This is a genomic window from Alteromonas sp. BMJM2 (genome assembly GCF_027257845.1).
Classification (GTDB): Bacteria; Pseudomonadota; Gammaproteobacteria; order Enterobacterales; family Alteromonadaceae; genus Alteromonas.
In genome coordinates this window covers 63,984-78,968 of sequence record NZ_JAPVOT010000001.1, presented here as the reverse complement: position 1 = coordinate 78,968, position 14,985 = coordinate 63,984, and the positions used below count along the sequence as shown (strand labels likewise).

Annotated in this window: 12 protein-coding genes; 6 read left to right on the top strand and 6 right to left on the bottom strand. The window is 44.2% G+C overall.

Translation table 11 applies throughout. The features are described from left to right. Window positions 1–68 precede the first annotated feature (68 nt). From O9X84_RS00305 to O9X84_RS00295, 3 genes are all read right to left on the bottom strand, one after another. A complete protein-coding gene (locus O9X84_RS00305) occupies window positions 69–1,166 on the bottom strand; it encodes a mechanosensitive ion channel family protein (protein WP_269517493.1) in 1,098 nt (365 codons plus the stop codon). Window positions 1,167–1,295: 129 nt separating this feature from the next. Beyond that, on the bottom strand, window positions 1,296–2,237 hold the full coding sequence (locus O9X84_RS00300) for a PA2778 family cysteine peptidase (RefSeq protein WP_269517491.1): 942 nt from the start codon (window positions 2,235–2,237) through the stop codon (window positions 1,296–1,298). A gap of 5 nt (window positions 2,238–2,242) precedes the next feature. Then, the gene (locus O9X84_RS00295) at window positions 2,243–2,623 is read right to left on the bottom strand and encodes a DUF6627 family protein (protein ID WP_269517490.1); all 381 of its coding nucleotides are present in this window, start codon (window positions 2,621–2,623) and stop codon (window positions 2,243–2,245) included. Window positions 2,624–2,828: 205 nt separating this feature from the next. On the opposite strand from O9X84_RS00295, the gene O9X84_RS00290 reads away from it, so the two are divergent. Then, window positions 2,829–3,680, top strand: coding sequence for a LysR family transcriptional regulator (locus tag O9X84_RS00290; protein WP_269517986.1), 852 nt, complete (start codon window positions 2,829–2,831; stop codon window positions 3,678–3,680). Between the two features lie 16 nt (window positions 3,681–3,696). Here O9X84_RS00290 and O9X84_RS00285 read toward each other — a convergent pair whose 3' ends face one another. Beyond that, the gene (locus O9X84_RS00285; RefSeq protein ID WP_269517489.1) at window positions 3,697–4,665 is read right to left on the bottom strand and encodes an L-threonylcarbamoyladenylate synthase; all 969 of its coding nucleotides are present in this window, start codon (window positions 4,663–4,665) and stop codon (window positions 3,697–3,699) included. A 255-nt stretch (window positions 4,666–4,920) separates the two neighbouring features. Between O9X84_RS00285 and O9X84_RS00280 the strand changes: the two genes are divergently transcribed. From O9X84_RS00280 to O9X84_RS00265, 4 genes are all read left to right on the top strand, one after another. Beyond that, the gene (locus O9X84_RS00280) at window positions 4,921–6,567 is read left to right on the top strand and encodes an NADH-quinone oxidoreductase subunit L (protein ID WP_269517487.1); all 1,647 of its coding nucleotides are present in this window, start codon (window positions 4,921–4,923) and stop codon (window positions 6,565–6,567) included. After that, entirely contained in the window at window positions 6,567–8,978 is a 2,412-nt protein-coding gene (locus O9X84_RS00275) for a YbcC family protein (protein ID WP_269517486.1), read from the top strand. The genes O9X84_RS00280 and O9X84_RS00275 overlap by 1 nt, the downstream gene beginning before the upstream one ends. Window positions 8,979–9,172: 194 nt before the next feature. After that, on the top strand, window positions 9,173–10,360 hold the full coding sequence (locus O9X84_RS00270) for a patatin-like phospholipase family protein (protein ID WP_269517485.1): 1,188 nt from the start codon (window positions 9,173–9,175) through the stop codon (window positions 10,358–10,360). Window positions 10,361–10,617: 257 nt separating this feature from the next. Beyond that, complete coding sequence (locus O9X84_RS00265; protein WP_269517483.1) at window positions 10,618–12,210, top strand: ABC-F family ATPase; 1,593 nt, start codon at window positions 10,618–10,620, stop codon at window positions 12,208–12,210. A gap of 176 nt (window positions 12,211–12,386) precedes the next feature. Here the strand turns inward: O9X84_RS00265 and O9X84_RS00260 are convergent, their stop codons facing one another. Then, entirely contained in the window at window positions 12,387–13,349 is a 963-nt protein-coding gene (locus O9X84_RS00260; protein ID WP_269517482.1) for a BadF/BadG/BcrA/BcrD ATPase family protein, read from the bottom strand. Window positions 13,350–13,670: 321 nt separating this feature from the next. On the opposite strand from O9X84_RS00260, the gene O9X84_RS00255 reads away from it, so the two are divergent. After that, complete coding sequence (locus O9X84_RS00255) at window positions 13,671–14,429, top strand: MipA/OmpV family protein (protein ID WP_269517481.1); 759 nt, start codon at window positions 13,671–13,673, stop codon at window positions 14,427–14,429. Window positions 14,430–14,486: 57 nt separating this feature from the next. Here O9X84_RS00255 and O9X84_RS00250 read toward each other — a convergent pair whose 3' ends face one another. Then, on the bottom strand, window positions 14,487–14,972 hold the full coding sequence (locus O9X84_RS00250; protein WP_269517480.1) for a CreA family protein: 486 nt from the start codon (window positions 14,970–14,972) through the stop codon (window positions 14,487–14,489). Window positions 14,973–14,985: the final 13 nt, after the last annotated feature.

The window sequence follows — 14,985 nt, the reverse complement described above, 5'->3', positions numbered from 1 at the left end:
CAACCTTGTTCCCTATGGCAATTGGCTTACTCCTATTGCTGTTTTTATTTATGGCCTTGTTGCTGTTTTTATTTCTGGCCTTGCTGCTGCTCCTGTTGCTGCTCTTGCTGTTGCTCCTGTTTAAGATTAATTGCAGCAATAGGAAATGGGATAACGATGCCCTCTTCGTCAAAGCGCTTTTTAAGCAATTTAATAAACGCACTTTTGATAAAGAAGCGGTTGAAGTATTCACGGGTTCGCAGCATTACCGTAAGGTTAATGCTCGAACTATCAAAGGTATGAAAAAGCACAAACGGTTCGTAGGTATCTACTCCGTATTCATGGGTGTGCAGTGTATGTTTGGCTACCTCTAAACACACTCTTTCTACGTGATCTAAGTCAGAACTGTAATGCACGCCCACTTCAACAGGCACCGATAGCTCCCGCTCGGGATAGTAATAATTAATCAGCTTTGAATTAGACAGCTTGCTGTTTGGCACAATAACAATATTGTTAGGTAGCATTCTTACCCAGGTAGAGCGCCATCCAATCTTTTCAACAAAGCCTTGCTCGCCTGAATCTAGCTCTATGTAATCACCTATACGAATAGGCTTATCCATCACTAACTGAATGCCTGAAAAAAAGTTTTCAAGGGTAGGCTGCAGTGCTAACGCCACCGCCAAAGAAGTGATACCTAGTGAAGCCACAATGGGCGTTATAGAAATACCCATCGCGCTTAAAATAATGAGAATGGCCAGAACCGCTAATACTGCCCGAAGCGCCCCACCGGCAATGGCACTGGTATTTTTAACTAAAGACGATTGGTCTTTGTAGCGACGAAGAGAATAGGTAAGAAAACGCTCTAAGAAAAGGAACAGTGTGATGATAATGCTCGACTCAATAAGTACGTTAAGTACAGTGAGTGTGCGTTCATCGTCTACCTTAAAAACAGAAACAACGCTTTTTACAAGCAGTAAAAATATTACCCAAATAGTTAGGCTAAGGGGTGCGTTTAAAGACAAAACCAGTACCCGATACATACCCGACATACTGCTTGTTTCAGAGCGAGCTTTTTCTTTCAAACGCACCAAAAAAAGGCGTTTCACCAAAAAAAGGACTACAACAGCCAACAATAAACCGGCTATCGCTGCCAGTTGTTTGGGCGCTAAATCGTTTATAAACCCCACGCTAGTCCACTCCCCCGCAGATTGCTTAATATTTTTTTCTGCATTGCTATTGGAACACAATAAAATATAAAGCAACTCTTACGCCACGCAGGCAACTACTGCTCGTAGCTTAGTGAGTCTATCGCAATATTACAGGGCGTTTTCAGCGATAACCGCTGCTATCGCATCATCATTGGGGAACGTATCCAGTGCACTGTCAGCTATTTCTTTCGCTTTATCACGCTTGCCATGCTTTAACAGCTCGATTATATAATTGTGCACAAATGGCTGCTGTTTTTTTGCTACTGGATAGCCGTCACTGAACCAACGAAGCGCAGTCAAGCTATCTTGTTGAGCGTAATAATTAGCAATCAGAAAAAAGCTTAACCACTCAGAGGGCCATTGCTTTGCTGCTGTTTTTAACAGTGGCAGCGCCACATCGTCTTTGCCTATTTTAAGCATGTCGTAAGCGGCACTAATATAAGTGAAAGGCTCCATGGCTGAACTAGCAATACCCGGCGGCACAGGCGCCAAAAACCAATAATTACCTCGCGCCCATGTTTTTTCAAATAGGGACAAAGACATTTCGTGTCGCTCTGTAACGCCGGTATGCAAAGTAACCGTACCTTTTTCGTTGTTGTGACCAAACACAACAGCGTAGTGCCACTGCGGTAATAACTGAATAGATAAGTTTTGAAACACAATAATAGGGATATCGTCGTTTATTAACTCGATAATCGACGTCAGCGTTCCGCGAGACGAATAAGGCAGAAAACCGTAAGAGCGAGCAGCGCTAACCATCTCAAGTTGTAAGCTACCATTCTTGTCTGGAAGAAAAATTTTAGGCGCAATGGCTTCGGGAGGAATATCTACACCATAAAATCCGAATACTTCAGATAATGTTGTCGGCCCGCAGTAAAACTGTTCCTGAGGGTAGAAAGGAACATCATCTATAATATAAGTGGAGGGGAGCGATGCCATCCCCTCTTGCTTTAATCTATCGGCCTGCGGAGAAGATTGGCAGGCTGTAAGCAAAAAGGTAAACAATAAAAAGCCTGCTCTAAAGCAGGCTCGCTTTACGCTATTTAGCATACTAATTAGTTGCTAATAGGACGAATAAACGGATAAACGTCTGTCACACCTGCAAGATCTAAAATAGCGATAACGGCTAACACAGTAAGAACTGCACCAACAATGCCTCCTGCTGGGGCTTCGTTAATGTCATTGTTAAGCTGTGCGATTTCACTGTCGGTCATGCCATTAATACGGGCAATGGCATCGTCACCGCTTATTCCTAAGCTCACCAATTTATTTTGCACATCTTCTCGGTTCACCATCTCAATGAGCTGACTTTTATTGTATTGGGCATATTGTGACTGCATAACACTGTCAGAACTAATAGCCTCTGCATGCACGTGACCCGACATCATTACAAGCGCAGTTAGCCCCGTAACCAATACCTTTGAAATTGTCTTCATAGTGAACATCCTTACTTCGTAAACATTAACTTTTCGTCATTTTTTACCTTCACGACAAAACTTCGGTTCATATTAATTTTTACTTATATTTTTACTTATATTTTTACTTTCCATGATTTTGGCGTGTATAAGAGCATGTGAAGCTGATACAAATTAAGGTATTATTTACAGTAAATTAAGTAGCGGAGATAACCTCGTGTCGAGAATGAACTATCATCATTTGTATTATTTTTGGCGCGTCGCGAATACCGGTAATTTAACCCAAGTAGCCAACGAAATTCACCTCTCGCAGTCGGCTATATCGGCCCAGCTTAAACAGTTTCAACAGCACTTAGGTATAGAGCTTCTCACCCGCAAGGGGCGTTCACTTATTCTAACGCCCGAGGGTAAGCAGGTACTTGCCTACGCCGACGACATATTTTCGAAAGGCGAAGAACTAGAGAGTTTGATCAATAAGGGGCTACCCACTCAACATAGGCACGTTTCAATTGGCGTATTATCGAACTTGTCTCGAAACTTTGTAGAAAGTTTTACGCTACCGCTTATCAACGATAAATTTGCTACTTTCTCTTTGCAAACAGATAGCCTAGAAAACCTGCTCGATGGCCTTTCTAGCTTTAAATTCGATATTATACTCACCAACCACAATGTTGAATTAGGCCAGCAGAACGCCATATGGCACAGCGAATTGGTTTCCCGCCAAGCCATTGAGATCATTGGCCCTACCAAACCACAGCGAACCCGTAAATTCCCCAATAGTTATGGCGATGCTACTTGGGTTCTGCCTTCCCAAAACAGTGAAATTCGCTCTGCATTTAGTATTGCCTGCGCCAAATTTCAATACACCCCCAAAATAAAGGCAGAAACCAACGACATGGCGATGCTTAGATTGTTAGCACGAGATAGCGGCGCCTTTTCAATAATGCCTGAAGTGGTAGTTCGCGATGAAATTGCCAATGGCCTTTTACATATTCAACAAAGTCTGCCCGACGCCTACGAACATTTTTATGCCGTTACACTATCGAAAAAACGAGTTCCCCCCACGTTCAGCAGTTGATTGAACAGACGAAAAATTAGCCCAAAGCCACTACTCGGCTTAATCGATTATTCAGTGCGAACCACGATTCGGTTTTAGGTAAGGCTTCGATGTAAATACAACTCAGACCCTGTTTATCCAGTTGATGCAATGCATCATAAAAGTCGCGACTGTATTGCTGAGGCATCGGAGAAAGTTGAATGTGGTTTCTTTTTTCTAAAGGCCATGTGTAAGATGAATGAGATATTAAGCCTTCGCTTTTAGTAAATCTCTTTTGCATTAGCGCGTCTCTGGAAAGCATCTTCACTGGCGTATTCGGCTGATAATGCTGTAAAACACTGCCTGGTACAGTAAGACCTTCATTGTTTTTGAAAGTGACTTCGGTTTGTAAGTCACGCTTCAGGCTGTCGCGGTTGATAGGCCCAGGCCTCAATATGCAGGGCGTCTCTCCCGTTACATCAATAATGGTCGACTCAATACCCACTTCCGCCCTTCCTCCATCTACCACTGCGGCAATTCGTCCATGTAAAGACGTAAGCACGTGGTCAGCGCTAGTTGGGCTTATAAACTTATATTTGTTGGCAGAGGGAGCAGCAAGCCCAACACCCGCGGCGTTGATTAACGATATGAAATCATCACTCGCTGGCATTCTCAGCACCACGGTATCTTGCCCACCGGTGACGGTATTGCTTACCCATGGCTGCTTTTTTAGTAATAGGGATAACGGCCCCGGCCAATATTTTTCAGCCAATAAATAAGCCCGCGATGGAATATCCCGTGCCCACTTTTTCATATCAGCAATACTGGCAATGTGAACAATAAGCGGGTTTGTGGCTGGTCGCGCTTTGGCTTTAAAAATGGCTTTCACCGCATCTTCGTTCGATGCATCGGCAGCAAGGCCGTATACCGTCTCGGTTTTAATAGCCACGCACTCACCTGCTTTAATAAAAGCAGTTGCCTGCGCTAAGTCGTTGGGAAAGTGAAGAATAGGGGTTGTCGGTTGCATGCTTCGTTATACAAAAATTCTGTTAGCGTAATGATCGCCCTCAATGAATATAAAATAAAATTCAAATTATTAAACATAAACATTCATTAAACAGAACGAATTGCCAACATAAATTCACATTCAATATACTTTTCAATATTTTACTTAAAACAAAAAATTAACACAGTTAAAAATACGAACGATTTTTAAATATATATCTATTTTTTAAATGAAAAAAACCGTGCTTTACTGCTTAAAACAAAAAAGGAGTAAAACATGTCACCTCAAACCAGCGCATTTTTGCTAATTTCGTTGCCACTGTTCTGGGCCATACTGTCTTGGTTTTCCAGCAAAAAAGCCACATTGTTCTCAACTGTCAACATCGAGGAAGTCGCTATTGTGGGAAGCATCACACTTCTTGTCGTGTCTTTAGTTACTGGCCTTTCTAGCAGCATGCTTACTGATGAGGGGACAACTGCAGTGGGTGTCATGTTAGTCTCTATTTCCCCTATGAAAGCCATTGTTATGCTAACGGTTGTAGCAATAGGCACCATCCTTATGCGGTTTTCTCGCAATTACTTAGTCGGTGAAGCCTGCTACCCCCGTTTCTTGCGCTGGATGCAGCTTACCTTGTCCTCTGTGGTTATTACTATCTTAGCCAACCACCTCATTATTTTCTGGGCAGGATGGCTAGCGGTCAGTCTTTCTTTGCACAACTTACTGCTACTTTATCCCGAGCGCCCACGCGCCATTATTGCGGCGCATAAAAAGTTTATTTTAGCTCGCACCTCAGAGTGTTTAATGGCGGGTGCCTTTGTATTGCTGTTTTTAACATTCGACACCTTGTATATCGATGAAATTTTGTATCTCGTGAATGAAGCAAGCCAGCTTAGCCAATCCCAATCAACCTTCACTAATACCCAATTAACTAATACTCATTTAACTAACACTCATTTAACTACGTATGCCGCCTGCCTAATAAGTGCTGCTGCATTACTTAAATGCGCTCAGCTTCCGGCACATGGCTGGTTGATAAATATTGTTGAGGCTCCCACACCAGTGAGCGCACTACTTCATGCTGGTGTTATAAACTTAGGCGGCTATTTATTGCTGGCTTTTGCCCCCCTCATTGCTGTTAGCCCCCCAGCCCAATGGATGCTTTTAGCGGTGGCTGGATTGAGTGTGTTTTTCAGTGCGCTGATAATGACCACACGAGTCACTATCAAAGTACGCCTTGCCTGGTCAACATCATCACAAATGGGGTTAATGCTCATTGAGTGCGCCATGGGATTGTATTCACTTGCGCTAATCCACTTGGTTGCTCACTCGTTTTATAAGGCCTATGCGTTTTTAAATACAGGTTCGGCGGTTTATGAAACCTTAGAGCACAATATTAGCGCCCATCGAGCCCCCCTTTATGCCGACTGGCTAAACGCGGCGTTCATAACCTCTCTTACCATTGCCGCTAGCTTCTCTTTATCCAGCTATCAAGGCCCGGCAAGCCCCTGGGTACTGATGGCGCTGGCATTCACCTCGTTTCTTGCCATGCGTACGGCTAATTCAGACCAAACGCAAATGTATATCTTAGTGGCTATCACCATTGCTCTTGTAAGCTTTTACGCAACAATAAAAGGCATTATTCAAAGCTATATTGTGCCCGCTTACCCGGCCCCAATTGGCATGTTTTCGCTAATGGACATATGGGTATCAGCACTGTTAGTCACGCTATTTGCGCTGCACTTTGCCATGCAGACATTTGCTAGCCATATACTTGTAAAACGTTTTAAACAGCTCTTGTTTGCAGGGTTTTACCTCGATGAATGGTTTACCAAAGTCACATTAAAACTATATCCAATACCGCTGCGTGAAAGAAAAACACAAGGTAATCATGTGGCCTCAGTCTCTAAAATTGGGAGTAAGTAATGACCGTTATCTCACTTAACGCTTCTAGCCTTGACGAGAAGCGTATTCAAAAAGCTGCAGCCCAAGCTTGCGAGGGAGTGGCTCCAAATTTCCCCCTAGATAAATTAATTGCGGTAAACCCGTTTTGGAAGCTAATAAGTAGCTCGCAGCAAGACGTATCTGCAAAAGTACATGCCCTAGCTGGTATATCAACCGTCATGCCAGCGTCTCATTGGTTAGATTTGTATAAAGAGGGAGAGATCTCAGACCATGCAATTTCCCACAGTTTAGCGCAGTATGACATTACGCTTGATAGCGCAACGTTTTTGTCTACGCTAGGCGATTCGAGGCAAAAAATTGCTCTACCGCTAATTACGAAGTATTTCGACAGCTATCGCTCGGCCAGTGAGATGACCTGGCAAGATGAATGCTTATTTCAAATCAGTCAGTTTTGCGCCGCGTACTATCAACACGAATCACCGCTGGTTCACGTTGAAAGCAATTCTGCCGCCGACACTTTATATAAAAGTTGGCTCAATGGGTTAAAGCACGACGCCGGCATCAACGTACTGATGAATACCCGCGGGCTTAAGAAAGTATTTGAAACTCTACCAACAAGTGTTGATGGCCTTCTACTTGAAGCGAGTAAAACACTGGCGCTAGATACCAGCAAAGCGCAAGACTATTTCTACGCGCTCATTATGAGTATTAACGGGTGGTCTTCTTATATCGCTTATCGCACTTGGCTTAAAGACGAAAACGAACTGCAGGGTTTACTCGCTATTCGTCTTGCTTGGGAACTCATTGTGTATCGGTATTATGAAAAACACCATGCAGTAGAAGCTAACCAAGTAAGAACAAGATGGTCTTACGTATTAAATCAACTCCCGGCAAGAATAGCGCAGTTTAAACGAGAAGAGCAAAGCCAGTGGGTAATGATGTATGCCTACGAGTATGAACAGCAACAGCGGCTACAGGCAAAATTGATCAGCTGTACTCCGGCTGAGCAAACCCACGCAGATGTACAGGCAATTTTTTGCATTGATGTTCGCTCTGAAGTCATTCGCCGTGTTTTAGAACTTCAAAGTCCTTCAGTGAAAACCATGGGGTTTGCAGGCTTTTTTGGAATGCCTGTAGCCTATGCACCGGCAAATACAGAAGCTAAGCGTCCTCAACTTCCCGGGCTTCTTGCTCCGCAGCTTTTAGTATCGGAAACGGGTACTGAATCTTATCGCACCGAATTTATTCAGCAGCGCTCTACGTGGCACAAATGGAGTAAGTCGCCACTTGGAAGCTTTTCAATGGTGGAGTCTGCAGGGTGGTGGTATGCCTTTAAACTTCTAAAAAATTCTTGGCTGCCATCGAGTAAAGAAAACCCGATGAATTCACTAAGTCATGAACGCAATTGGGAAATTAAAAATGAAAACGGCCCTATCGGCCTAGTTGATAAAGTGGCCCTTGCTGCAGGTGCGCTTAAAATGATGGGAATGGTTAAGTTCTCTCCTACTGTTTTGCTGGTAGGTCATGGCAGCAAGTCTAGAAATAATCTGCATGCCGCAGGGTTGGATTGCGGCGCCTGCGGCGGTCAATCTGGCGAGGTTAATGTGCGTGTACTAGCACAACTTCTCAATGACGAAGAGGTTCGCAGCGTGCTGAAAACAATGGGTCACAAAATTGCAGGCAATACGCGTTTCATCCCTGCCCTGCATAACACCACCACCGATGATGTGGAGTGTTTTGATAATTCAGTACCAGAGAAAGTAAAAAACTGGCTGCTAAAAGCTAAGCACCACGCGCAAAAAGAAAGGGCAAAACACTACAGTACCAATTTACAGTTTGAATCGGACAAGAAGCGGGATCAGCGCTTTCAGCACCGCGCAAAAGACTGGTCTCAAGTTCAGCCTGAGTGGGGCCTTGCAGGTAACGCGTCGTTTATTATCGGACCTCGACAGCGCACTCGAGGAGTAGACTTAGAAGGCAAAAGCTTTTTACACGACTATACCTGGCAAAATGATGTAGATTCTTCTGTGCTTGAAACCTTAATGACAGCGCCGATGATTGTTACCCACTGGATTAACGCGCAGTACAACGCGTCTGTAACCGATAACGAAAAGTTGGGCAGCGGAAATAAGGTGCTTCACAACGCCCTTGGCAACAACATTGGTGTTTTTGAAGGCAATTCTGGCGACTTGAGAATAGGGCTTTCAAAACAGTCGCTTCACAACGGTGAGCGCTGGGTTCACCAACCTCAACGGCTGGGTGTTTATATCGTTGCCCCAAATCACAAAATTCTCGACATTGTGAATAAACACACCATGTTGCAAGAGCTTATTGATAACGACTGGCTATATTTATTTAGCTGGGAAAAGCAGGCTGTCATAGAAAGACTTTACAAAGGAAAGTGGTACAAATCTCACGGCCTTTCGATGTAATTCTGCCTAACGGCAAATGTGTTTGTGTGTAAGTGTGTTGACAGGGACGTCTTTTTTGCACATTGCTTTTTTTATTCCGCTTTCCAGGTCACTGTATTTTTCCTATCACTGCGATTCATTCTTTCAATTTTCGCATTGGCGTAAAACGCCATATCCTTTGTTTCATCTTAACTATCGGTTGAACAGGAAACAAAATGAATACCCCAGCCCCATCGTCAACCTCACCTCAAGCAAACGAGCGCACTAAGCTAGCGCTTATTGCAGAAGGTGGAGGACAGCGAGGAATTTTTACCGCTGGCGTGCTCGACGCGTGGTTGGCTGAAAATTACGACCCTTTCGACATGTTTATTGGAACTTCAGCAGGTTCTCAAAACTTAACCAGCTTTTTAGCGCGGCAAAAAGGATATGCAAAACGCTTGATTAGAGGTTTGTCTCGTCACAAACGTTTTTTTCAACTGGGCCGCGGCTTGGTGGGTAAGCATATTGTTGATTTAGATTGGTATTTCGACAAAACCAAAGAAACAAATCGACTATTAGATTTTAGTGCCGCAACTGAAAATTTAGGAGATAGAGAGCTATTGATTACCGCTACAAACTCTCGCGACCGGAAGCCTTATTTCCTAAGCCCAACTGGAAGTGCTAATCAATGGCGCGAGCTTCTCAAAGCGTCCAGTGCCCTCCCTTTTTTGTACAAACAAGGCGTAGAGCTTACAACAGACTATAACGCTAGCTCTTATAAAATTGCGACTAGTAACGCTGAACCTTTTGACGTGCCTTCTTATAGCAATACCTCAACGGGCGAAGGTGCTCGCAAAGGTGCTGCCCAAAAGGCCATAAATGGCAAGTACAATGCCCGTTGTATTGAGCCAGCGGCACCTACATCAGATTTTTACTTAGATGGCGGTTTGGCGGCTCCCCTGCCCGTGCGAGAAGCGTACGACCGAGGCGCAAGAAAAATTGTTGTTATTCGCACCGGCGATATTAATTTTCAAGCGCGTTCGGCGTGGCTGCACAAACTGAAATCGTTAGTGTGCGCAACCGGCCACTGCCCCAAAACGATTAATTATTTAGTGCAGCACGAACAGGCTTATCAGCAAGAGTTAGCGTTTATCGCAAACCCACCAGCAGATGTGGAGATCATCCAAATATTTGCTGGCAAACCCTTGCACAGCAAGCTTCTTGGGAGTACGGATAGCGACTTGCGTCATGATTATAAAGTGGGCGTGAGCGCAGGAAAGCACTTTTTAGCTCAGCATGAGGCCGCAAAAGACCATGATGTAGCGCTGCCGGCGACAGATGATTTAGCGCCTTTAGCAGCAGTGGATAGCTCGCCTATCACCCTACCAGCATTAGATAGCCACAGACACAGGCTATCTGCATAGGGGTATTGCTCCTCATAGTCCCTATTTGCTTTAGCGCACAATCTGAATAGATGACTGTAAGCCTTTTACAGCATCCACTTTTCAGTTCGAAGGAATTAGAGCATTAATTGAGACATTTATGTGAAGATAAGGGCAATAGCTCAAAATTTCCTCGACATATTGCCCTTATTTCCTTATAGTGCGCGCGCAATGCAAGCTGCCTCGGCGTACAAACGCGCCCAGCTTTATCTTCTGATTTACTCCCCTGGATACCTGTTTTGATAACCACCGCTAATATTACGATGCAGTTTGGCTCTAAGCCACTGTTTGAAAACATTTCTGCCAAATTTGGCAACGGCAACCGTTACGGCCTAATTGGTGCAAACGGATGCGGCAAGTCTACCTTCATGAAAATTTTGAGCGGTGAACTGACACCGACTTCTGGCAATGTCTCTATGGCACCGGGTACTAAACTCGGTATTTTAAGTCAGAACCAATTCGCATTTGAAGAATTTAGCGCAGTTGACACCGTTATCATGGGCGACCGTGAATTATGGGAAGTAAAGCAAGAACGCGACGCCATTTACAGCAAGCCTGATATGAGCGAAGCAGACGGTATGCGTGTTGCCGATCTTGAAACCCAGTTCGCCGAAATGGACGGTTACACAGCTGAAGCGCGAGCAGGCGATATATTAAGCTCTGCCGGTATTGATGAAAGCTACCACTTTGGCCTAATGAAAGAAATTGCACCGGGTAAAAAAGTGCGTGTTCTTCTTGCTCAAGCCTTGTTTGCAGAACCTGATATTTTGCTACTTGATGAGCCAACCAACAACTTGGATATTTACACCATAAGCTGGTTAGCGGAAGAGCTTAACAAGCGTAAATCTACCATGATCATTATTTCCCATGATAGACACTTCTTAAACTCAGTGTGTACTCATATGTCGGATATCGACTACGGCGAACTTCGTACTTACCCAGGTAATTACGACGATTACGTTCAGGCTGCAATGTTAGTGCAAGAGCAACTGCTCAACGAAAATGCGAAAAAATCAGCTGAAATTGAAGAGCTTCAGGGCTTCGTTGCGCGATTTTCTGCAAATGCGTCAAAAGCAAAGCAGGCAACTTCACGTGCTCGCCGTTTAGAAAAAATTGAATTGTCTGAGGTGAAAGCGTCGAGTCGCCGTAAACCTTACATTGTGTATAAGCAGCACAAAAAACTGCATCGCTTAGCAATAACCCTTGAAGAACTAGGCCATAGCTATCCCGACCTTCCGCTTTTCAGCAACGTTAACTTGCTGCTTGAAGCAGGTCAGCGACTGGCGATTATTGGTGAAAACGGCGCAGGTAAAACCACGCTATTGAAAACCCTAGTGGGCGATTTAGCGCCAACAATGGGCAACATTAAATGGGCGGAAAACGCAGCGATAGGTTACATTCCACAAGACAACGCCAAATTCTTTGCCAAAGATATGACATTATTTGATTGGATGAGCCAATGGCGCAGTCCGAAGCATGATGACCTTCAAATAAAAGGCATGCTGGGACGCTTACTGTTTACGTCTGACGATTTTAATAAGAAAGTGCAAGTGTGTTCAGGTGGTGAGAAAAACCGCCTACTGTTTGGCAAGCTAATGCTTCAAGATATCAACGTGCTTGTGCTAGATGAGCCTACCAACCACATGGATATGGAGTCTATCGAAGCGCTCAACAATGCGATTTACAAATTTGACGGCACGGTTATTTTTGTTAGCCACGACCGAGAGTTTGTTTCTTCGCTAGCCACCCAGATTATAGAAATAAAAGACCAAGAGCTTAACCATTTTGATGGCAACTACGATGAGTTTTTATCGCACAAGGGAATAGCGTAAGTTAACGGTTAAACGTTATTTACAAAATAAGGTGGCGCAAGCCACCTTATTTATTTAAACCACATTTATCTTACAACTCATTCCGCCCAAAGCTTTGTTAGTAAATAGCTTTGTTAGTAAACAGCTCTGTGACTAAAAGCTATTTAACTACAAGTTCTCTTGCCATGAGCCTTCTGTTACTTAAAGCCCTCTTTCACTTCATCAAAAGCCCCATCAACTTGAGAAAAGTACCCTATTGCACCGCGCTGAGCGTTTGTTTTTGGCGAGCATAATAACTTCTGAATATTTTGGGGCATTAATGGAATATAGGTTTGTGCAAGACCGCCGACAATACACACAGGTATAATCGATGAATTTTCAGCGGGTTGTTCGCCATCTATTTTATTAACAGCTCTTTTATAAAAGCCACGAGAATGGTCGTTTAAGATGTTAATAATAGCTTGGATGTAGCGCGCACCTTCGTGAAGAATAGCGGTAGCTGCTTCACAGCCTCCTTCATGACATGCTGTAACAAGGGGTGCCAGCTCTCCATAATGACTGGGTTTGTAAGTGGAGGTAATAGTAACAACATCGCTGGCTGTGCGTGCTTGGAGTTGCTCAACCACTCGCTTTGCAAGCGCGCTTTCTTGATGAACGCCATCCATCGTAAGCAAGGTATTTTTGACTGCCTGAAGACCAAGCCACGCTGCGCTGCCATTGTCGCCTAAACTAAGTCCATAACCACCAATATCTTTAAATGTGCCATCGCGATGACACGTAGCTGCCGAGCCAGTGCCGCAGATAATTAGGCCACCGTTTGCGCCTTCATGGGCACCAAAGCAGGCGGCATGCAAATCGCTCATTACGTGAATGCGTTTAAACGGCATTGGCAATGACAGAAAATAGGTCTTTGCTTTAGGAATGTTGGCGCCGGCAAGACCTGCCATTACCACCAGTTCAGACAGAGAAAGCGACAGGTTGGCATCGGCTATTGCTGCATTGCATGCACTCACTATTGATTGCAGTGCCTGTTGGGGGTCGCTCATTATATTTGATGCCCCAGAGACTCCCTCTCCCACTAACTTTCCATCGCTATTTTGCAACACAGCCCGGCAGTGTGAACCTCCGCCGTCGATGCCAATAATGTATTCGTGCTTCACCATTTTCTCGTCAATTTATGTCATATTTCGTTACTTCATCGCTCTTCACTTTATCACAGGCGCTATCATCAACTAAGGTGGTTTTTACACTCTTCACGATTTCGCTTAAAAAACACCAGCTAATAAGTTTAACGCTAAGTCAGGGGACAGCAGCAACACTTGGTTACACTCACTCACGCGTAGTGCTGATCAATTATGACCCATTGAATGTATTCTTGTTTAAGGTTTTATTTTAAGTTCTGTTTTAAGTTCTGTTCAAACTCTGATTTAAACGTTGCTTTAAACGGTCGAATAAAATGTTATTTAAAAGGAGGCTCGAAATTGAAAATACAAACAGGTTTAATACTAGGCGGCTTGCTGTCAGCACTGACAGCTTCTACATTTACGCATGCACAAGCACCACAGCAACCTCAAGGCTGGATGTATGGTTTTGGCATGAACGCATCGCAAGATGTTTACGCGGGCTTCGATAACCGAATTATTCCTATTCCTATTATTGGTTATGCCGGCGAAAAACTCAGGGTGTATGGGCCTTTTGTTAGCTACCAGGTATTTCAAAAAGAGGGCTTCTCAGTCGATGCACAGTTAGTCCCCGTGTTCGCCGGTTACGAGGAATCCGACAGCTTTATCTTTGAAGGAATGGACGATAGAGACTTTAGTTTTGCCGCTGGAATAAGTGCAAATTACAACACGCAAGGCTGGACATACTCCTTATCCACCAATGCCGATATGCTAGGTAAATACGATGGTTTTCAAGCCACCGCGCGAATAGGTAAACAATTCAGAATTAATGGCTTTTTGATTGAGCCCTCTGTTGGTCTTAGCTTTCAAGACAGTAACTATGTGGACTATTACTACGGCGTGCGTCCTGAAGAAGTCACTGCATTTAGAGGTTTGTATGAAGGCAGCAGCGCGACAAATACCGAAGTAAGAGTAGCAATGTCTACGGGGAAGTTTTTAGGCGGCATGACCCGAGTTGACGTGGGCGCTACATTTTTTGATAGCAGCATAAGCGACAGTCCACTCACCGATGACGACACTGCATTGAGCGCCACACTGGTTTACACCCGCATGTTTTAACCTAGCGCTCATTACCATGACAACGTTTATTGGCGCTGCTTTAGCCAATATCAGCGCTTAATTAAACGCCTCGGTTTCCCATAAAGGCACTGTAGAAAGACTGTGCTTATAACTGCCCGATGTTTCTTTTGTGCTGTATGACAAATACATCAGTGTTTTTGATTCTTCGTCGTAAATGCGGCGAAGCTTCATGTTTTTGAAAAACACACTTTTAGACTTTCTAAAAATCACATCACCGGAAGGCGATTTATCGATACTCGCCAGCATTTCCGCGGTTATCGGCCCGGTTTGTCTGCAGGCGATGGCGCTATCAGACGGATCTGAAAAGTCTAGATCGGCTTCGATGCTAGAAATATGACAGGTAACGCCCGTCACTATGGGGTCGACTAACGCGTCTATTTTAATATCTTTGGTGGTAAATAATCCAAGAGACACATCACCTACTTCACTGTCGCTGCAACCTGCTACGCCAGTTATAGCTAATACTAATGCACCTGCTATAAATAGCTTATTTCGCTTTTTACCATCATTCCGTAAATTCATGTTTATCCTTTTT

Coding starts and splice junctions, on each gene's coding strand:
- O9X84_RS00280 (WP_269517487.1), top strand. CDS start 4,921: ATGTCACCTCAAACCAGCGCATTTTTGCTAATTTCGTTGCCACTGTTC.
- O9X84_RS00285 (WP_269517489.1), bottom strand. CDS start 4,665: ATGCAACCGACAACCCCTATTCTTCACTTTCCCAACGACTTAGCGCAG.
- O9X84_RS00295 (WP_269517490.1), bottom strand. CDS start 2,623: ATGAAGACAATTTCAAAGGTATTGGTTACGGGGCTAACTGCGCTTGTA.
- O9X84_RS00250 (WP_269517480.1), bottom strand. CDS start 14,972: ATGAATTTACGGAATGATGGTAAAAAGCGAAATAAGCTATTTATAGCA.
- O9X84_RS00275 (WP_269517486.1), top strand. CDS start 6,567: ATGACCGTTATCTCACTTAACGCTTCTAGCCTTGACGAGAAGCGTATT.
- O9X84_RS00300 (WP_269517491.1), bottom strand. CDS start 2,237: ATGCTAAATAGCGTAAAGCGAGCCTGCTTTAGAGCAGGCTTTTTATTG.
- O9X84_RS00270 (WP_269517485.1), top strand. CDS start 9,173: ATGAATACCCCAGCCCCATCGTCAACCTCACCTCAAGCAAACGAGCGC.
- O9X84_RS00290 (WP_269517986.1), top strand. CDS start 2,829: ATGAACTATCATCATTTGTATTATTTTTGGCGCGTCGCGAATACCGGT.